We start from the raw sequence: 19,472 nt of genomic DNA, 5'->3' as shown, positions 1-19,472 counted from the left end.
TCGACAGCCTGTCTCGGGCGGCGAGTTCAGACCTGTCTTTTTTTAGCGGTTCATGGGTAACTGAAAACGCATTCGTACAGCGCAATAGGCGAGATCTTCGCGCAACATGCGGAAACTCATGTCGCACTGCGCATCGGCATATTGCTTCCAAACCGGATCGTCGAATTCAACTCCGCCTAGCAGGTTGATCGAGGCCTTTAGGCCGTTTTCTCGATCCGGCCCTGCCATCAGCGATGCAGCTTTGTAAAAGCCATCATTCGGCAGCCCTGTCTGTAGATAAATGAGCTCACCCAACCGGGCATTGGTTGTTTGCGCCAAACACGTAAGCTTCTCGATGGGCGCCTCCGCTCCAGGTAAAGCGGACTGATAGATATCCTCGCAATACGCTTCTTTAAAGCGCACCCATTTTCTTTGCACATCGATCAGTTGCTTCTTGTCTGCGGGAGACAAACTGGCCATTGCCGTCTTGTATTGCTCATTCAAGACGGCATCGACTTTCTCGAGGCTTTGCTGACCGCAAGTAATCAAATCGGGATTGGTGAAGCTGTCGTGGTTGCAGGTTTCCTGGGCATTAGCCGAGATCATCGACGCCGCTAAAACGAAGCCCGTCAACGCCATCGCAAGCCTCTTAAGTGTTGTGCTCACTGCTGGGCCCCTACGCTACTGCCAAGCTCCAGTTTCTGATTCGCCACAGCCTGCTCGCCCATTACTCCACCGCTCCTTTACTGCGCTCAGCCACTCGATCAGGAATCTTCGACCCCTTGCCTGCGCTGGTCATCAACGAGGCATATTGCTTGTAAGCCTGCGCCGCCCGCACCTTATCTTTCACGCCCCAGTAACTATCCGCGAGATTCAGATAGGCAACTGTTCTGCCGGGGCTTCTGGCAATAACCGCGTTCAACAACTCAATGGATTCTTCGTAATAGCCGGACTCGCCCAATAGAAAACCGACGTCGTTAGACCAGCTTGGCGATTGAGCGAAGTCATACTTTTGCGCGATGTAACTGTGCGGATAGCAGTGGCCTTCGCCCCCATCCATCAGAAAATTCGCCATCACCGTCGAAACGGCCTCTTTCTGCCCTTTTCGATACAGCATCAGCGCTTGGTCGAGCTGGTACGCGATATCCGACATCATCAGTTTTTTGTAGCCCTCGGCGGGTCGCTTAACGTGCAAGTCATGCAACTGCTCAAACACCTTGCGCCCATCGAACGACGACAACGAGGTTTCGCCGATCATGCTTTTGGGTACTTCTTCAACACTGACTACCGAGCGATCACAGGACTCGTTGTTGGTTACCTGCACTAGGCTACTCAGCTCAAACTGTTTTGAGTTTTTGTTGTAGCGGAACACCAGATTGAAGTTGTAAACGCCGTTATCTTCTTCGTTACTGACCAGCACAAGCGCGTCCCCTGCTTCAGCGGAAGACTGCTTGACTGACACGGGCTCCCCTTGCATATCGACAACCGTAAGCACACCTGCCGGACTGTTGATCACGTTGATACTGAAGCCTTCACTCATGGCCGCCGAGTATTGGCTTTTGATTAACGGTATCGCTTTGGATGTATCCAGCAGAATGTCGTCGCTGGCCCCAGGCTCAGGCGCGATCAGCAGTCGGTGATAAGCTTCATCGGTATCACCAGTCAGCACAAACACGTTTTGACGTGATGCATCACCCATTAAACTGACCGGAATCTTCTTGATAACCTGCGGAGTAGCGAGCGCAGGCGAAAACGACAGAGTGATTTGGCACGCTAACGCGCAAACAAAGCACCAAAAAAAGCGTTTCACTGTCTTCAACTCCTTAATTCAATCAGTTCAAATCCCAGCGACAAAGGGGACAGCGACAGGAGAAAAATTTATTTATAGTCACAACTAGCCTGATAAATAAATTTTTAAGAGGTGTGAACGGGACGGACTAGAAAATAAATCCGCCCCAACTCCCTTTAACCTCACTTACCTTGACTCACCTTCATACAGCTTCGTTTCTGGATTGAAGCGCCAAAGATGAGGAGTAGTCAGCGGCTTTCCATCTCTGTGCATAATTTGATCTTGCTTATCTCTATTATAAGAATAGATTTTAATATCTTTATATGGAGTATTTTCTGGATGGCTATCTAGAACTTTTACATCTGCAAAATAATCGCCTCCCACATTCCTCAGAAAACCTTGGCACTTGACTAAAAATCCGTAAGTAAAATCACCACTAGAACCTGCACTAGAATATGAAAGAAAAATAAAGTCCTTCACGCCATCACCATTGAAGTCTTCGTTATAGACGATTTTCCCTTCCTCAATTGAAAACTTCTCGCCCTCAACCCGTGAAAGCATATCGATTGTGCGTGAGTCCTCGGTCCACTGCGATAAAAAATGCTTAGGCCCTACCGTGGGATAACAAACATCGATAGGGGTAGCGCGAGCAGCAGTAGCAAAGAAGGCAAGCAAGAAAAAATACTTAATATTAATTCTCCAATACAAACGAATTTCTAAAAAGGTAGCGAATGCTAAATTTCCCTCATACATAAACCCGCCCCAATTTTTATCCTTGCATGCGGATCTCAGAGAGGGCCGATGTTGGTGTTATCCATGAAAGAGATCCAGCCTAGCTATTTTCACTAAAGGCAAGCAATCTCCCGAGGAGCTGTATAAAAATAAAGCCACCTTTACTAATGCAAACGTTCCTCAACTCGCTTAGGTACTTTACTTGCTATACCTTTCTTTCTCATCGCATCGCGATATTCAGCATAGTATGGCTTCGCCTCATCATGCTTTCCAAGTGCCCAGAGAGAGTCAGCAATATTAAGCTTCAAGGGCACTCTGTCCGCCGCAACAGCCAATAAGCGATTATAAATCTGCATTGCCAAAAGGTGCTCACCACCTTGGGCAAAGTAGAACGCAATGTCATTATATTCGGATATATTTTTTTCAGGTGGATAGCACGCCATATAGGAGGGAACCCCCATGAAAACAGAGTCTCTTAATGCACTAGCGCGCGACTCATTCTCAGACACGCCAACCACGTCAGAGATTAGTTGCTTCGGAGAAATCCCCCCCTTAGAAAATTCGAAAATCCCTCCTTCCGCACTTTTCCATTTGTTGTTCAGCCATGCGCCGTCACATTGCTGAACTGAACCCACATTTTTGACACAGCCAGTTTCCAGCGAAACCATATCGCAGTATGCCTGAGAGGAAATTATTTCATTCCCTTCGCCATCGACTACTTCTCCGGCATTTGTTCGCTGTACTATCACATATTTTTTATCATCAGAGATAAGGCTTATATCTGAGCTTGCAACGACGCCATCTTCAGAACCCGCCAATTTAGTTGGGAGCGAGTATATGCTGAACCCATCTGTGGCGGCTTGATATTGCACATCATTCCACCCCCCATACTTCTCTTCATAATCCTTAAAGCTTAAAGAACCGCCTTGAAAACCGACAATTTTTAACGGTTGTGTATCGGCATAACTCGTCCCAGCGAGCAAAAACACCAAACACGTGACCACATAGCATTTATTAAACATTTACTGCCGCCTTTAGTTTGGTGTACCGAACCCCTGGAGTTGTCATTCCGTTACGACCCGGACCGTAAATATCAGTAATTTGGCGCTCGTAGTTAGCATGATTGTTTCCCCAAGCATTTACATTTTTACTAACAGTAGGATTTCCCGAGAAAAACGTGTCTAAAGCTTTTTTCAGATTTTCGGCCACGTTACCAGGTCGGTTAACGTGTTCATCCAAAACTGTAGCCTGCCCGAGAGTTGACAAAAATAATTGACCAACCGTGAAATCATACGTATTAGGTTTTTTTAACTGAAGCTCTCTCAGGCGCTTTATAAAATCTGAAATCTGAAGCTCAACATATGAAGGAGATCCTACGGCACAAGCCAAAGCAGACACAGGCTTACATTGAATGACGTTACCAAAAGTCGCCTCCCCACAGCCGACCCTCAGCTTGGCCTTGAGTTCGGCCCGCTCAAGCTTTTCACCGTTTGCAAATTCAGAATTTTTATAATACATCTTTGGACTATCAGAACTTAAGTCCAGATACCAACCTTGATTTTCAAAAAGCTCAATATACTCATCAGGGTATAGCTCCTTGAAACTCTTCACTTGGATTGGGAGCTCACCGGCACCCTGAGGGTTAACAGTTTTTTGCATCGCGCCTGCAGATATTAGCTCACTATCATAAGACTGAACTGTATTGATCTTGCCCTCATTTTCACACATAACGGCAATAACTTTCTTTTCAAAAGCCGTTACTTTTCCAGCTGCTTCTAAAGCGGCCCATTGCGGCACATCCCCTAATTTAACCTCTCCCCAAACTACAGGGCCATAATGAGTACCCCATCGCGTTACTTTCGCTACAGCATTGCAGGTGCATTGTTTTTTCTGGTCAAAGTTACCTATAAGCCCGATGGGATGCATATGCCAAACCTTTCCATCCGGACTTAGAGCCTCCCTTGCAGCAACTTCTTCCCACCAAGACAGGTCCTTGATTCGCTGCTTTTGCGCAACCCAGTTCAAATTGGGTCTATCAGTCGTATGCCCCATTAATTCGTCGAGCGCATCCCATTTTGTCGCGTCATAAAACCATTCGCTTTCATACTTGGTAATCAGCTGGGATATAGATTGCGCAAACCAAGGCTTAGCCAGTGCTGCCAGAATTTCTATAGTAGTCAGTTTATCGTTCTTGTCAGTGTCAATGATGTCGTATAACCCTTCCTTTACCGGCCCTTTAGTCGAATTACTGGCTTTCGGAACGAAAGTAGCCTTTTCTGCTTCAGTGAGTAGATCACGATCATGCAGATATGAAGAGAGATGCTCGGCATTGCTACCGGTCTCTTCAATGAATTTAAACCCGTCCCATTCCCACGGATTGTGGCGAGTGGTCATCAAGTCCTTCTCGCCCAACCAACCGCTAATAGGGTTACCTTGCGCATCGCCTAGCAATTCTTCGAGATGCCACCAACGAGTAGTGCTAGAGGTTGCAGGACTAGAGCCCGCAGCAGGGGTAGTGACAGATTGTTTGATTTTTTTTGAAGCCGGCAAGGCTTCTAACACGCCGATCGGAATGATCAGATCGTATCCGATCACCACGCCACCATCGTTAGCCTGTGGTGGGTTAGTCGCACTGATGTCGGCGCGGTGTGTAATTAGCCTCGTATCCTTGTAAACCTTCATCAGACTTTTTTGGTCCGCTGGCAAGGCAACGGCTTTACTCCGACTTTGAGTAACAAACTCCTCAATGTCATCGCATGTGAAAACCTCTACGTGAACCACGTTACGAGCGGTACTTTCATCGTGTTCTTGATAATGGCCTGCGTAGCCCACCAATGCTCCGGCCTTGATGGGAGCTGGCTCGTCGAGTAGAACAACCTTCCCCACATCCTTCGGCTCAGTTTTGGTTTCAAGCGACGGAAGCCACACATAACCTGGGACATTTCCAGTTGCGTCAGCGGTGAGAGCGGGGGTTGGCGTCCCACTTACTACTTTAATTAGTTTTCGGTAGTTGCCAGATCCCCCTTCCTGGCTGATCTGAACTTGAGTGCCTGCAGGCAACACCGAGATCACGCTACCGTTGTTGGCCGCGGTACTACGTACTCTCAAACCTTTGGCTTGGTTCACAGGTATATCGTTCGCCTGTTCGCCAATAAGGTATTGGTCCGCACCTTGACTTGTCATTTGACCTTTGAATATCCAGCCGTTTATCGCAGCTGCTTGGCCCGCGTCTGGCATTACGCTGATAATTTTTACCCATTTGCCATCTGCACTCGTCTCCCCTGTCGTAACGGTGGTGCCGCGCGGCAATGTAGTCAAAACCTGGCTGTACCCTTCGCTGCCACTATGCGCAGCACGCACATTCAACCCTTGAACAGGGTCGTTTACATTGGCTTTGACCTGATAGATGCCACCGGCCCAGTAAGAGGGGCGTTCCAAAGTCGGCTTTTCTCTATATCCAGTCATGTCCAACAGATGCATATAAAGACTGTAGAACGTCAATAGAGGCCCAGCCGCCGGGGCAGGAGATCCACCTGAGGTAGCAGGGGGTGCTGGAGGAGCGGGAACCTCGAGTAGATGCTTCACCAACACGAACCCTGATGAGGCAACAGCAGTACGGTCGCTGTATACAGTCGGTAGATAGGTTTCATCAATACGATAGGCGATCACCTGTCCATCGGTGATACAGCGCACTTCGCTTTGAGCCGGATTTAATCCCGAAGCTTCGTCAAAATGCACTCCACCGTGCCACAAACCGTTACCACCGAGAGGGTAATAACCATCCTTTGCTTTGGCCAGAGCAGCGTAGTACTGCTGTGGGTCTGCGCCACTGACATTTCCTATCTTGAGGGGATAAGACCATTTTTTAACTTTGACTGGTTCCGTCATTTTGCCTATTACCTAATCCTGTGTGATCCGTTGGAGGTCAACCCGAGAACTTCATCATTCGCATCGGTCGAGTGGTGGTTTTCTCTGGCACCGCATTCCCCAACGCCTGATCCATCAAACTCCCCGCCTTATCCTTATCCGCCGCCCCCGGCAGCACCGGCGGTTTAATCCCGATCCCAGTCCCCGACCCCGCCGCCCCACCCGCATTGATCTTCACAATCGGCCCAACAACCGTCACCCCACCGCCATCCAGCTTGATAAAGCTGCCACCACCCAAGATGGTCAGCTCCGACCCTGCCTCAATAACAATCTTCGCCCCAGCCTTCAGATGAATCTCTTTCCCAACGCTAGTCAGCTGCGCAGTCCCCAACTTCACATGCTGGTTCTGCCCAACCGTCAGGTGATCATCCACCCGCGTCTCAACCTTGCGATCAGCAATCGTGGTGCGATGCTCTTCAGCCTTGAGCTCGGTGTAGGTGTTCTTCACCACCGTGTCGTGCCGCTCATTGCCGACGCGAATCTTCTGGTCGTGCTCGATGTTTTCATCCCAATCCCGCTGGGCGTGGATGAAGATCTGCTCCGCCCCTTTTTTGTCCTCAATCCGCAGTTCGTTGTACCCGCCGCCGCCCGGTGAGCTGAGGGTTTTGAACACGCTGCGCGTCTTGTTCGCCGGCAGGTCGTAGGGAACCTGGTTTTCCTTGTGGTACAGGCAGCCAGTCACCAACGGTTGGTCGGGGTCGCCTTCGAGGAAGGTGACGAGGACTTCCATGCCGATGCGCGGGATGACGATGGCGCCGTAGCGGTCGCCGGCCCAGCTTGAGGAGACGCGCATCCAGCAGCTGGTTTTGTCGTCGGCCTGGCCTTCGCGGTCCCAGTGGAATTGCACTTTGATGCGGCCGTATTGGTCGCAGTGGATTTCTTCGCCGGCGGGGCCGGTGACTTTGGCGGTCTGGCTGCCGAGTACGCGGGGCTTGGGGTGTTGCAGCGCCGGGCGGTAGAACACGGCCCATGGGGTGGCGAGGAAGCGGTTGCGGTAGCCCTGGTGGAAGTCGTCTTTGTTGTCGGTGGTGTCGCTGGTCACGGACTCTTCGAGGACTTGCGGTTGTTTGCCTTCGTGGACGATTTCGGTGAGCAGCCAGAGGTCGTTCCACTCGGTGCGCGGGTGGTCGGACATTTCCAGGAAGTGGCCGCTGATCAAGCGGGTTTGATCACCGTGGCCTTCGGCTTGCTGGTAGTCGGCGCGGTGGCGTTCGAGGACGCGCTGGCTGAGGAATTTGCCGCGCGCGCGGTCGAGGAAGCGGCCGGGGTAGTCGTAGTCTTCAAGGTCTGGTTCGTCGCTCTGAACATCGGGCTTGTAGGCAGCTTCGAGTTGCAGGCGTGGTTTTTCGAAGTCGTAGTCGCGGCGGGTGGTGCGACTGGTGCGGGTTTCCAGGCGCAGTTTGAAGCCTTTGATCACCGGTTCGTCGGCGACCATGCCGCTGCCTTGCACGTACGCGGTTGGCTGGCCGAGTTTGGGGAATACGGTCTGGTCGTCGCCAAACACCAGCAAGTGAGCTTTTGCGCTGTGCTGGAAGTGGTAGTGAATGCCTTCTTCTTCGCACAGGCGCTGGACGAAGTGCAGGTCGGTTTCGTCGTACTGCACGCAGTAGTCGCGGTCCGGGCATGGCTGGCTGAGCTGGAAGTTGTAGGCGTTGCCCTTGATGCCGTGTTCTTCGAGGATCAGCGCGATGATTTTCGGCGCGGACATCTGCTGGTAGATGCGCTGGTTGGTGCGGTGATGCAGGTATTGCAGGTGCGGCACCAGGGAGACTTTGTAGCGGGTCAGGCGTTTGCCGGCGTCACCTTGGGCGACGCGGTAGATCTGGCCGTGGATGCCGCTGCCCTGCGGATCGAACGCGAGGAATGCCTGTTTGTGCAGGAGTTTTTCCAGGTCCAGATCGGGGTTTTCGCTGACCAGTTCGAGGTCGAAGCGATACGGCTGGCTGATGCCTTCGGTGCCGGTGAACGACAGCACTTGCAGGTCGCCGACGTAGTCTTCGACAGTCAGGCTGAAGTGCGTTTCGTTAGCTGAGTTGAACATTGCTTGCTCCCTGTTCGGTAGTCATCCGTTACGCCCGAAGTCGCAGACGTTGCAGCAAAGACAAAGTGGCGCCCATGGCGTCACGCAGTTGTGCGGCGGTGATCGTACGATCGGCCGCATCGAATGCCAGCGCCGTTCGCAGGGCTGGCCAGCAGTGTTTCGGTAGATTTTTCGGGGCGTGCAGCTCGCGCTCCAGGTGTTCGTCACGGGCCTGGGTCGAGGGCAAGCGGCGGAATGGGTGTTTGCCGCCCGCCAATTCGTAAAGCACGCAGGCCACGCCGTAGACGTCGGCGCTGGCGGACAGCGGCTGGCCTTCGAGCAGTTCCGGTGCCGCGTAGCCTGGGGTCCAGGCGTTGAAGCGGTCGCGGCTCAGGTGTGGCAGGCCTGGGAGGATGCCCTCCTCGGCCTGGCCCAGACCGAAGTCGAACAGGCGCACGCCTTCTTCGCTGAGCATCACGTTGCTTGGCTTCATATCGCCGTGCAGCACGCCGCGCGCGTGGGCGTAGGCCAGTGCGTCGAGCAGCGGCAGCGCGATGTCGCGCAGTTCGTTCCACGGCAGGCCGAGTGGCCGCTCGCAGAGCAGTTTGTCCAGGGTCAGCCCACGCATGAGTTCCATGGTGATGAAGGCACGCTGGCAATCGGTGTCCACTTCAAAGGTGTGTGGTCGCAACACATTGTTATGGCGCAGTCGTCGGGTCAGGGCGAACTCGCTGTAGAGCAAGGCGCTGGCGTCCGGCGATTCGGCAAATTCTTCGCTGAGGATTTTCAGCGCGATGTAAGGGTCGGGATCGCCGAACTGTTCGCTCAGCAAGTCCCGTGCACGGTAAACCGCGCCCATGCCGCCGGCACCGAGCAGGCGCTCGATGCGGTAACGGCCTACCAGCACGTCCGGCAGTTCACCGACGCTGGCCTTGGTCGGCGCCAACGCGGGCTCAGCTTGATGCGACTTGGCGAACGCAAAGTAAGTCAGGTTATTGGCTTGCTCTTCGCTCATCAGCAGGTCGTCGAGCGGCGGCATGAGTTGGGTCATTGGCGGATCACCACGGCAGTCAGGTTGTCCCGGGCCGAACCACGCAGCGCGCCGTCAAACAGACGCTCAAGCGCGACATGCGGCGCGGTCAGGCTCAGGGCGCTACCCAAGGCATCGCTGCTCAGCCCGTTGTACAAACCATCGCTGCACAACAGAAACGCATCGCCGGGGTAAACCTCGAGTTCGAGCACGTCCAGCGTCAGTTGCTCGGCCGCCCCGACCGCACGGGTCAAGGCATGCGCGGCGGGATGCGCGCTGGCGTCTTCGACGCTCATCTGTTGCTCGTCGATGAGTTGCTGTTGCAGCGAATGGTCCTTGGACAGCTGATACAAACGCTGGCCGCGCCACAGGTAACAACGGCTGTCGCCAGCCCAGATGCAGGCCGCGCGATTGCCTTCCACCAGCAGCGCCACGACGGTGCTGCCCATGATGCTGTCGTGGCGCCCGGCGGTGACGGTCAACTCCTGACCCAAGCGGCGGTTCAGCCAGTGCAGGCACTGGCGAATACCTTTGAGTCGTTCGTCGAAGTCATCCTGCGCCGGCAATTCCGCCAGGCTGGCGACGATCAACTGGCTGGCAACGTCGCCACCCTGATGACCGCCCATGCCGTCCGCGACCACCCACAGCCCCTGCTGCGGACAGTCGAGGAAAGCATCTTCGTTGCGCGCCCGAACCTTGCCGGCATCGGTGCGCGCAGCGCTGCGCCAGGAACTGGCAACCAGCATCAGAGCTGCACCGGCATACGGAAGGTGCGCAGCACGCCCATGTCGAACGGGTTCGGCGTGCGCTGGCTGGTCAGCAAGTAGTTGGCGCGCAGGCCACCGACGTCCGCCTTCAGCACCAGCACGTCACGACCGCTGAGGTACTCGGTCTGCATCAGGTCGAACAGACGGAACAGCGACCACGGGCCGGAGTTCTTCTCGATGCCGATCGGGCGGCCCGCCATCTTGTCCATCACCAGGCTGGTGCGCCCGTCTTCAGCGTCGGTCGGCCATTTGAACGACACCGGCACAATCGGGCCGTGACGGTATTCGATGGTCTTGTCGCCGAACTTGAACTCGGAACGGCTGACGGCCGGGTCGAGGGTGTACGGCTCCAGTTTGAACTGCACTTGCGGTTCCGCCGGGTTGATCGAGAAGAAGCTCTGGCGGATCACTTGGGCCGCGGCCATCTGGTCGAGGTAGACCTTGGAGATCGGCATGCTGTGACCGTCAATGCTGCGCAGACGGTAGTTGCCCGGATCGCCACTCACGAACGGACGCATGTAGGTATCGAAGAACCGATCGGCAATGCCCTGCGCCTTGAAGAACTCGCGGAAGTCGCTGATCGCCACGTCACTGGTGCTGTGGGCGCTGAACGGGTAGCGCTTGTTGATCGCCTTGCCGTAAAAGCTATACAGCTCGCTTTGATAACGCTGGTTCAGGTACTGGTAGGAATCGTTGAGCACCAGACGCCAGGTGTCTTCGGCCAGCACGTTGAACCACACGCTGACCGGGCGCGGCAGACGGTTCGAGGCATTGCGCAGGTTGCTCAGCGCATCACGCTGGCCGCTCATGCGGGTCTTGGCCATTTCGAACGCGGCCTGCTCCGGCGCACTGGCGCGCGCAAGGCTCGACAGTTGCATTTGCAGGTCGTTGAGCGCCGTCAGCGCCGGGGTCAAATCAGCGGCGGGGCCGTTGTTGTCATCCAGCAAACGGTGCAGCGGTTCGAAGCGGCGTTGCAGGGATTTCTTCGCGGTGTCCGGCAGGTTTTTGATCGCTGCCATGTCCGAAGCTTTGTCCGCGGCGGCAGACGCCAGTTTGCCCAGCTTGCCCAACTTGCCTTTCTGCTCGCCCAGTGCGGCAGCGGCATCAGCCGCTTGATCGACCGCCTCGGCTTCTGCCGGGAACCGGGTGTTCTCGCGCACTTCCACCAGCAGTTGCAGCACCGGCGAGTTGGCCGAGGTCAGGCCCGCCAGTTGCTCGGCGCCCTCACTGAAATCGCTGATCGGAGGCAGTGCAACCTGGCCCACGGCTTCGCTCCAGAAGTTGGCGTAGTCGCGGAAATACAGCTGCTCCAGTTCGACCATCAGGCGACGCAAGTCCATGCCGCTGATGCCCGAACCTTCGCCCAGCACCCAGTTGTCACGCAGGATGTCGGTGACCAGCGCGCTGCCCTGCACCGAGAAATACTGCTGATAACCCTGCTGGGTGTAGAAGCCCGGGATCACGTAATCGGTGCCGACAAACAGCGCACCTTGCGGGCCCAGGTGTTGGCTCAAACGGTATTCCGGCAGGTCTCGGGCCTGCTCGCGCAGCATCCGGTAAACCACGTTGGCCAGCGACTCGCTGCGCAATACCTGACGCGCCTGAGCCACCAGTTGATCGTTCAGCGGGTAGATAAACGGAAGCTTGAGCAAACGCTCGAAATGCGTGTTCAGGCCGTTCTGCACCGCCGTGTTGCCGGCGTAACGCAGGGACCAGTCAGTCGCGACCCAATCCTTGAGCCACACCGCATCGCGGCGATCTTTCATGTTCAGCATCAGGTACGCACGCAGGCTGTTGAGCAGGCGTTCGCGGTCCTTCATGTTGGCGCGGATCTGCCCTTCCAGCAGGGTCGCGACCTTCGGCAGCAATTGTTTTTCGAGCTCGCGCTCGTAAGCCGCCTTGACCACCGGGTTGACGTCTTCGCCCTGATACAGGCCGCCACGCTCGTGGTAACCCACATCACCCTTTTTCGGAAACACCTGGGTCGCCGCGTAGCTGGTGTCGAGGGTCTTCAGTACCGCCATCGAATCATCACGTGCGGTCAGGGCCGAGCGCTGTTGCGTCCAGGTTTGTGCCAGGTTGCGCAGGTTTTCCAGGCGCTCATAGTTGGCCGAGAAACCGCTCGCCCACAGCAGGCCGAACAGGCCCAACGCCGCCAACGCACCGACGTACAACGCACGCTGGCCCCAATGGATGCGGCTGCGTTCGCGCTTGTCCAGACCGGCCAGATCGGCCTCAGGGAAAATCACCCGGCTGAGCAAATGGTGAATGAACCGCGAACGGCCACTGCGCAGGGTCGGCAATACGCCGGAATTGATCCCCAGATTGGCGCCGATGCCGGCGGTGGTCTGGTCCATTTCCTGGGTCAGGTGCGGTGCGCTGGTCAGGTAGAAACCGCGCAACTGGCTGACACGCTGGTAACGGTTGCCGGTAAACGCCATGTCGACGAACAGGCACAGGCGCTCGCCGATCTGCCCCAGTTGATGCGGGAAATCGAGGATGCGGCCACGGCGCTGGGTGTCGCGCTCCTGGTGCATGCGCATGATCACCTGGCTGTTCAGGCGACGCAGCAGCTCTTCGAACTCGGCGCGCAGCACAGTGACATCGGTACCGCTCTGCTCTTTGCGGAAGCTGGTGCCGAGCACCTGATCGCTTTCTTCGCGGGTCAGCTGGTCGAAGAACTCGTCGAAACCGAGCAACTGGTCAGCCTTGCTGAGGACCAGATAGATCGGCACATCGACGTGCAGTTTCTGATGCACGTCTTGCAGGCGCGCACGCACCTGACGCGCCAGCGTCTCCAGATCCTGCTCGTTAGCGCCCAGCAGCAATTCCACGGGAATGGTCACCAGCACGCCGTTCAACGGACGGTTGCGACGACGCTTGCGCAGCAGGTCGAGCAAAGTGCTCCAGGCGCTGCCGTCAACTTCGGCATCCGCCTGGGTCAGGTAACGTCCGGCGGTGTCGATCAGCACACCGTGGTCGGCGAAGTACCAGTCGCAATGCCGGGTGCCGAGGGTGTCGCGGGTCAGTTTGCGGTCGATCTTGTTGATCGGAAACTCAAGGCCCGAGAAGTCCAGCAGGCTGGTCTTGCCGCTGCCCTGCGGGCCGATCAGCAAGTACCACGGCAAATCGCTGCGCCAGCGCTCGCTGCGGCCGCGATAGAGGCTCGAGGTTTTCAGGGTTTTCAGGGCGTCCTTGAAACGCTCCTTCAACTCCTTCTGCTCTTCGTCGATCAACTCTTCACGGCGGATACGATCCTGACCATCCTCAGTCTCTTCGACCGCTTTTTTGCGCACACCAGCACGCCAGCTGACGAAGACCATGGTCAGGCCCCAGATCAGGAACAGCACACTGATGGTCAGCAGGCGGGAGGTCGAACCTTCCCAGAACTTGTAGTCATCGACTGCCAACAGCGGCCCGACAAACCAGACCAGCAGTGCGACGAACAGCACCAGCAGCAAGGTCCAGACCCAGGTCTGGCGCACGAACGCGCCGACTTTCTTGAAAAACTTTTTCATCACACGTCCCTGTTTACGGCTGCGACAGCGGCTGGGCCGCGGCGGAATCCAGCGGCTGATAAGGTTGCAGAACGGTGTCGCGCTGCTCGCCCAAGACCCAGGCGAACCCCGAATACATCACCACCAGGCAGACCACGGTGAACAGCACCACCATCCACGCCGGCACGATGCGCACCAGGCTGCGACGCTGATCGTTCAAGCCTTCCCAATGCGGCGACAGTTCACGCGGCACGTCGCCGCGCAGCTGACGAATCTGCCGATACAAGGCGTCGCGGATGCCTTCGAGTTCGAGCATGCCGCGCGCTTGCACGCGGTACTTGCCTTCGAAACCGAGGGACAGGCACAGGTACATCAGCTCCAGCATCGGCAGGTGCTTGACCGGGTTTTTCGACAGGCGATCCAGCAGCTGGAAGAACTTCTCGCCACCGAAGGTTTCGTTGTGGAAGCTGCTGAGCAGGCTCATCTGCGACCACTCGCTTTCGTTGCCCCACGGCGTGGTCACGACGGCTTCATCGACCACGGTGCAGAGCACGTAACGCGCAGCCATCACCTGGCTGCTTTCGGCGCCGTTGTGCAGCGCGCGCACTTCAAACAGTTTCAGCCCGGCGGTCAGGCGCTCGTTGAGCGCGTACATGTCTTCGCGGCTGTCGCTGTGCTTGAGGCGAACCACTTCCGACAACAGGTCGGAACCGGCGGCCACCAGCGAATTGAGGCTGATGTTGAAGGTCTCTGCCGGGCGCAGGCGCGCGGCGTAGATCATCCGCTCTTCGAGTTGTTCGAAACGCGGCGGTGCAGCGAAGTCGGTCAGCGGACTTTGCGCCGGGCCGTGGCCCTGGCGGTCGAGCAAGACGGTTTTATCGTCCTGATGGTGTTCCATGTCCTTGATCATGTCGGTCAGTTCCTGATGGCCCAGAATTTCAATTCAAGCTCGGCGAATTCGCCGGACACGTGGAACGCGAAGCCGCCGGAGCGCTCCAGTTGTGCCAGGTCTTCGGAACTGAGTTCGAGGATGAAATAGGTTTTGTTGGAGTGGAACGCGATCTGCCGTGGGGCCACCGGCAACGGTTTGACCTTGATGCCCGGCAGGTGCAGGTTGACCAGTTGGCGAATGCGCTCCACCGGGCCGACCTTGAGGTGCGCCGGCAAGCGGTGGCGCAGTTCTTCGGAATCGCAGTTGGCACTGGCCGCGAGCACGAACGACGCCGAGCCCAGCAGTTTGTGGTCGTGCAACGGCGAGACGATGATCCCGTACTGCCGCGCTTGCAGGACCAGTTCGATGGCGTGCTGTTCGAGCACCATCGACAGCACCTGACGAATCGCTTCCATCAGTTTGCGGAAGCTCGCGCCCTGATCGCTGTGCTGGTAACGGCTGTCCAGACGCGGGCGTTTGCTGTCGCTGGAGAAGGTCGCCAGATCACCGAGCATGGTCAGCAGCGTGCGGTACAACTCTTCCGGGTGAACCTGTTCCAGACCGAGGTAGTGACGCAGCAGCAGCTCGGTGCGGTTGATCAGTTGCAGCATCATGAAGTCGCCGACTTCCGCACCACCGACCTTGCCGTTGGAGCGGATGCGCTCGGCGATGGTGTCGCCCCGGTGACCGAGCATGCTGATCACTTCTTTCAGGCACGACAGCAAATAGCTGGAGGAATGCGCCTGAATGTAGGTCGGTACGAAATCCGGATCGAGGCTGATCACGCCGTCGGGCGTGGTGTCGAGCACGTCGCAGATCTTCAGCTTCACGTAGGCCTGATCGCTCTGCTGCTCGCCGAGCAACAGCTTGAAGTCCGGGCGACCGCAGCTGACCTGGCTGGCGGAATCGTCGCCGGCGTTGGAGTCGGCCACTTCGGCTTCGTACGCGGTGTAGCGCGCCAGCACGTCGGATTGCTCCGGGCGGCGCGACTCGATGTGGTTACCGGTGACCAGCGGCAACGCCAGGTAAATCGGCGTGTTGCCGGTGTTCGGCGGCACGTCCAGCGCCAGTGGCTCGGTGTTGCCGCCGAGTTCGAACAGGCTGCCGTCCGGCAGAATCCCCGAGGCTTGGCTGATCACCAGTTTGCCCATGTTGAGGAACTGCAAATCGATGTCGAGATTGAGGAAACCCCAGGTGTAACTGCCCAACAACTGCGTGCGGGTTTTCATCTGGTGGTCGTAGTAGCGATCGTTGTGCTGGAAGTGCTGCGGACGCAGCAGCATGCCTTCCTGCCAAATGACTTTATGGGAATTCATGATCAGTCATCCGCCTTGGCGAGCTTTTCGTTGCTGTTGCGAATACCGGCCTGGTCGAGGGTCAGGTCAGCCTCGGTGACTTCCAGCGGGGTGACTTGCACCGTGTAGCGCCATTTGGTTTCCGGCAGGTCGCGGTAGGCCGCGAGGATCCCGACGTAACGGCTGCCCTCCTCCACGCTGAGTTTCAGCTCGATGGTTTCGCCCGGGCGCAGTTCGAGTTCTTCGCTGGCCACCAGGTCTGGGGCCAGGGATTCCTTGGCGCGCTCGTACAGGCTGAAGAAGTCGGCGTTCTCGAATGTCACCGGGTGCTTGAGCTCGAACAGACGCACGACAACCGGCGACGGGCGCCCGTTGAGGTCCGGGTTCAGCTGATCGCTGCCGGTGAGCTTCAGGTTGACCTTGGTCACTTTGGAATACGGCGACAGCGACGAACAACCGGCCAGCAGCACCAGCACCGCGAACGCAGTCAGCATCTTGAAAAAAGCGGTCGAGCAGCGAGACATGCGCATCATCCTTGGTGGTCGGTGTGAAGGGTGGAAATCAGGCGGATCTGTTCTTCGTAGGCCTGAGCGAAGTCGCGGGCCAGCAGGCGTTCGCTCCAGTCATCGTCCTGACGCAGGGCCTGGTGATAACGACCGTACGCTCTCCAGCGGCTGCCGGAGGTGGCCAGCAACGGCTTGTTGTCGCGCTCGAAACGCAGGGTCAGTTGCTGCGGCGAGAAGTGTTCCAGCGTGCCGCGAACGGCGGCGCGGCTGGCGGTCAGCAAGGCCACCTGATGCGCCTGCAAATCGCGGAACGCGCGGGAGATCGACTGCTCGGCCGGCAACTGGCCCGGCTTGTTCGGCTGCAACAAAATGCCCAGCGCTTCACCGGCATCGACGGCGAATTTCAGCGGGTTCTTGTTCGTGCCTTGCACGGTGGTCTGGGCCAGACGCAGTTCGTTTTTCAGTTCGCTGCGGGTGCGCAGGCTCTGCTGCAAACCGCCGACGCTTTGCTTGAGCAGGCGTGCCGCGTTCAGCGCCAGGGCTTCGCGGGCGTCGTGGTCGAGGCCTTTGAGGTCCACGCCCAGCGCCGCACCGAAGTGCTCCCAGAAACCTTCGCTCTGGCGCTCAGGCGCTTTTGCGACAGGGCTTGGCGCAGGATCGGCGGGGGCGTTGATCAACTCCGGCACCATCAGGCTTTCCATGTCGATGCGCGCATAGTCGGCGCGCTGACGGGTGTCCTCGATGGTGGTGCTCGGGGTGATCAGCTCTTCGATTTCCGAGTACACGCGCTCTTGCTGATCAAGGGCGTTCAGCGGATCGAGATCAAGGAACGCGTCATCCGGGATGATGCTGCCCGCCGCTTGTGGGCGACCGACTTCGACGTCGAAGGTCGCCGGGTCGCGTACCAGCCGCGCACGGATCTCGAAATCACCCAGCACGTAGGTGCTGCCATGCTCGATGCGCATCGGTTCGCCCTTGCGCAGGCGTGCGCCGCTCCCGCCATCCTGGACACCGTTGCTGCTGGTGTCGGTCAGGAAGAACGTCCCTTCGCGAAAGCTGATGTCCACATGGTGATTGGACAGGTGACGCTTGCGGTCCGGGATGATCCAGTCGCAATCCTCGCCCCGGCCAATCACGCCGCCGGCCTGCTTGAAGGTCTTCTGGCACAGCTCCGTGGGCACGAACTGCTTGGTGTTCAGCATTTCGAAAACCAATTCCATGGTGATACTCCTTGCGGTCACTTGCCGCGATTGACCGCCTGCGGATCACCCAATGGGCGATAGGTGTTGTCGTTGAATTTGTAATTGCCGCTGCAGCCGCCAAGGCCGCATAGAACGACGAGGGTCAGCAGGACGGCTTGCCAGTGACGAACAGACATCAGAGGGTCTCCAGGGGTAGACAAAGCACAAAGCGCCGGCCCGTTCGGGCGGCGCTATCAGAAGCGAATGAGGTGAAATCGACGGTCATTTGCCTAGCCATCGAAGTCACCGAGATTGATGTTCAGGCGCCCGAGGCGATACAGCAGCGTGCGGCGCGGCAGGCCAAGTTCGCGGGCGGCGAGGGTCTGGTTGCCGTCGTTTTTGCGCAGGCAATCGAGCAGCAGGCTGCGTTCGACCTGCTCCAGGCGTTCGCGCAGGTTCAGGCTGTTGTCTTCCGGCACGGCTTCCATGCGCAGGGAGAAATGCTCGGCCAGCAACTCGCCGCCCTCGCACAGCAACACCGCGCGCTCGACCAGGCCTTTGAGTTCGCGCACGTTGCCGGGGAACGCATAACCGGACAGGTGATCCAGCGCCGCATCGGACCAACGCACCGCATCGCGCTGCAAGAACGAGCAGGCCTTGTCGGCGAAGTGCCGGGCCAGGTCGAGGATGTCGCCTTCGCGCTGACGCAGGGCCGGCAACTCAATCGGGAATTGCGCGAGGCGGTAATACAAGTCCTCGCGGAATTTGCCTTCGCTGACCAGCACCGACAAATCCCGGTGCGTCGCGGCGATGATGCGTACATCGATTTTGTGGGTGTCGTTGGAGCCCAGCGGACGAATCTCGCCCTCCTGCAACACGCGCAGCAACTTGGCTTGCAGCGACAGCGGCATGTCGCCGATTTCATCGAGCAACAAGGTGCCGCCGTTGGCCGCGTCGAACAGCCCGGCGCGGTCGCGATCCGCGCCGGTGAAGGCGCCTTTGCGGTAGCCGAACAGTTCGCTTTCCAGCAGGTTCTCAGGGAACGCCGCGCAGTTCTGCACGATGAACGCCTGGGAACGGCGCGGGCCGCAGTCGTGAATGGCGCGTGCGACCACTTCCTTGCCGGTGCCGGTCTCGCCTCGCAGCAGCACGGTGTAGGGGCTGTGCAGGACTTTGCTGATCAGCGAATAGGTTTCGCGCATGGCCTTGCTCTTGCCGATCAAGCCGTAACCACTGGCACTCGGGATGCTGGCTTTCAATGGCCGTGCATCACCGACCGGCTGACGCAGACGTTGCAGCAGATGCAGTTGGCCGAGCACAAACGAACCCAGTTGCCCGAGGGAATCGGCAAAGCCTTGCAGGTCCATGTGCCTACGGCTGGCGCACAGCAGCAAACCTTCGACCGCCTTCTGCTGATTGACCAGCGGCACGCACAGCAGCGACTGCCACGGCGTGGCTTGCGGCGGCAGGAAGCTGGTTTCGTGCAGGCTGCCGCTCAGTTCGCCGAGGCTCACCACGCGGTTCTGGCACAGGGCGAATTGCAGCAGTTGTTCACCGTTGTAATCCGCCGGCAGGCTCGCCGATTCGCGCGGTTGCAGAATGCCGTTCAGGCACTCGGCGTTCATCCCCAGGCACGTGTGGGTCGCGTCCAGCAGGTACAACTGCGTCAACTCGCAACCGCTGAGTTCCGCCACGCCGCGCACGAAGTCACCCAGCAGCGCAGCGCCGTCCGCCGCGCGCGACAGGCTGGCGAACTGCGCCAGCAACGCTTCGGCATACACCAGCGGTTGCGGCACTTGAGTGAACATCACACCCACC

General features: G+C 57.6%; 15 protein-coding genes. All 15 read right to left on the bottom strand.

Going from position 1 to position 19,472, the window contains the following annotated elements; genetic code table 11:
- Positions 1 to 42: 42 nt before the first annotated feature.
- The 15 genes from IB246_RS05740 to IB246_RS05670 all read right to left on the bottom strand — a co-directional run bounded on the left by IB246_RS05740 (position 43) and on the right by IB246_RS05670 (position 19,462).
- Positions 43 to 618, bottom strand: a complete 576-nt coding sequence (locus IB246_RS05740; RefSeq protein ID WP_008038064.1) for a lysozyme inhibitor LprI family protein — start codon at positions 616 to 618, stop codon at positions 43 to 45.
- An 88-nt stretch (positions 619 to 706) separates the two neighbouring features.
- Positions 707 to 1,789 (bottom strand): tetratricopeptide repeat protein, encoded by a 1,083-nt coding sequence (locus tag IB246_RS05735; protein ID WP_008038066.1) that lies wholly within the window; start codon positions 1,787 to 1,789, stop codon positions 707 to 709.
- 165 nt (positions 1,790 to 1,954) lie between these two features.
- The gene (locus IB246_RS05730) at positions 1,955 to 2,521 is read right to left on the bottom strand and encodes a hypothetical protein (RefSeq protein WP_008038068.1); all 567 of its coding nucleotides are present in this window, start codon (positions 2,519 to 2,521) and stop codon (positions 1,955 to 1,957) included.
- Positions 2,522 to 2,664: 143 nt separating this feature from the next.
- Positions 2,665 to 3,522, bottom strand: coding sequence for a tetratricopeptide repeat protein (locus IB246_RS05725; RefSeq protein WP_008038069.1), 858 nt, complete (start codon positions 3,520 to 3,522; stop codon positions 2,665 to 2,667).
- Complete coding sequence (locus IB246_RS28650; protein ID WP_225609013.1) at positions 3,515 to 6,388, bottom strand: SH3 domain-containing protein; 2,874 nt, start codon at positions 6,386 to 6,388, stop codon at positions 3,515 to 3,517. The genes IB246_RS05725 and IB246_RS28650 overlap by 8 nt, the downstream gene beginning before the upstream one ends.
- A 37-nt stretch (positions 6,389 to 6,425) precedes the next feature.
- The gene (gene tssI, locus IB246_RS05715) at positions 6,426 to 8,468 is read right to left on the bottom strand and encodes a type VI secretion system tip protein TssI/VgrG (protein ID WP_008038085.1); all 2,043 of its coding nucleotides are present in this window, start codon (positions 8,466 to 8,468) and stop codon (positions 6,426 to 6,428) included.
- A 28-nt stretch (positions 8,469 to 8,496) separates the two neighbouring features.
- Entirely contained in the window at positions 8,497 to 9,498 is a 1,002-nt protein-coding gene (locus tag IB246_RS05710) for a serine/threonine-protein kinase (protein ID WP_008038086.1), read from the bottom strand.
- Positions 9,495 to 10,223: a PP2C family protein-serine/threonine phosphatase gene (locus IB246_RS05705; RefSeq protein WP_008030650.1), complete on the bottom strand. Its 729-nt coding sequence runs from the start codon at positions 10,221 to 10,223 to the stop codon at positions 9,495 to 9,497. The genes IB246_RS05710 and IB246_RS05705 overlap by 4 nt, the downstream gene beginning before the upstream one ends.
- The gene (tssM, locus tag IB246_RS05700) at positions 10,223 to 13,762 is read right to left on the bottom strand and encodes a type VI secretion system membrane subunit TssM (protein WP_008038087.1); all 3,540 of its coding nucleotides are present in this window, start codon (positions 13,760 to 13,762) and stop codon (positions 10,223 to 10,225) included. The genes IB246_RS05705 and tssM overlap by 1 nt, the downstream gene beginning before the upstream one ends.
- A gap of 13 nt (positions 13,763 to 13,775) precedes the next feature.
- Positions 13,776 to 14,651 carry a type IVB secretion system protein IcmH/DotU gene (gene icmH, locus IB246_RS05695; RefSeq protein WP_008030654.1) on the bottom strand — a complete coding sequence of 292 codons (876 nt, stop codon included), beginning with the start codon at positions 14,649 to 14,651 and terminating at the stop codon, positions 13,776 to 13,778.
- Between the two features lie 5 nt (positions 14,652 to 14,656).
- Positions 14,657 to 15,988 (bottom strand): type VI secretion system baseplate subunit TssK, encoded by a 1,332-nt coding sequence (gene tssK / locus IB246_RS05690; protein ID WP_008030656.1) that lies wholly within the window; start codon positions 15,986 to 15,988, stop codon positions 14,657 to 14,659.
- Between the two features lie 2 nt (positions 15,989 to 15,990).
- A complete protein-coding gene (gene tssJ / locus IB246_RS05685) occupies positions 15,991 to 16,491 on the bottom strand; it encodes a type VI secretion system lipoprotein TssJ (protein WP_008030657.1) in 501 nt (166 codons plus the stop codon).
- A 5-nt stretch (positions 16,492 to 16,496) separates the two neighbouring features.
- Positions 16,497 to 17,693, bottom strand: coding sequence for a type VI secretion system-associated FHA domain protein TagH (gene tagH, locus IB246_RS05680; protein ID WP_008038089.1), 1,197 nt, complete (start codon positions 17,691 to 17,693; stop codon positions 16,497 to 16,499).
- 17 nt (positions 17,694 to 17,710) lie between these two features.
- Positions 17,711 to 17,851 carry a hypothetical protein gene (locus IB246_RS05675; RefSeq protein WP_008030659.1) on the bottom strand — a complete coding sequence of 47 codons (141 nt, stop codon included), beginning with the start codon at positions 17,849 to 17,851 and terminating at the stop codon, positions 17,711 to 17,713.
- Positions 17,852 to 17,944: 93 nt separating this feature from the next.
- Positions 17,945 to 19,462 (bottom strand): sigma-54 interaction domain-containing protein, encoded by a 1,518-nt coding sequence (locus tag IB246_RS05670; protein ID WP_008038096.1) that lies wholly within the window; start codon positions 19,460 to 19,462, stop codon positions 17,945 to 17,947.
- Between the last annotated feature and the right edge of the window lie 10 nt (positions 19,463 to 19,472).

It is taken from the genome of Pseudomonas sp. PDM01 (genome assembly GCF_014852325.1).
GTDB classification, from domain to species: Bacteria; Pseudomonadota; Gammaproteobacteria; order Pseudomonadales; family Pseudomonadaceae; genus Aquipseudomonas; species Aquipseudomonas migulae.
The sequence above is the reverse complement of the archived record's forward strand: the minus strand, read 5'-3'. Positions and strand labels throughout refer to the sequence as shown.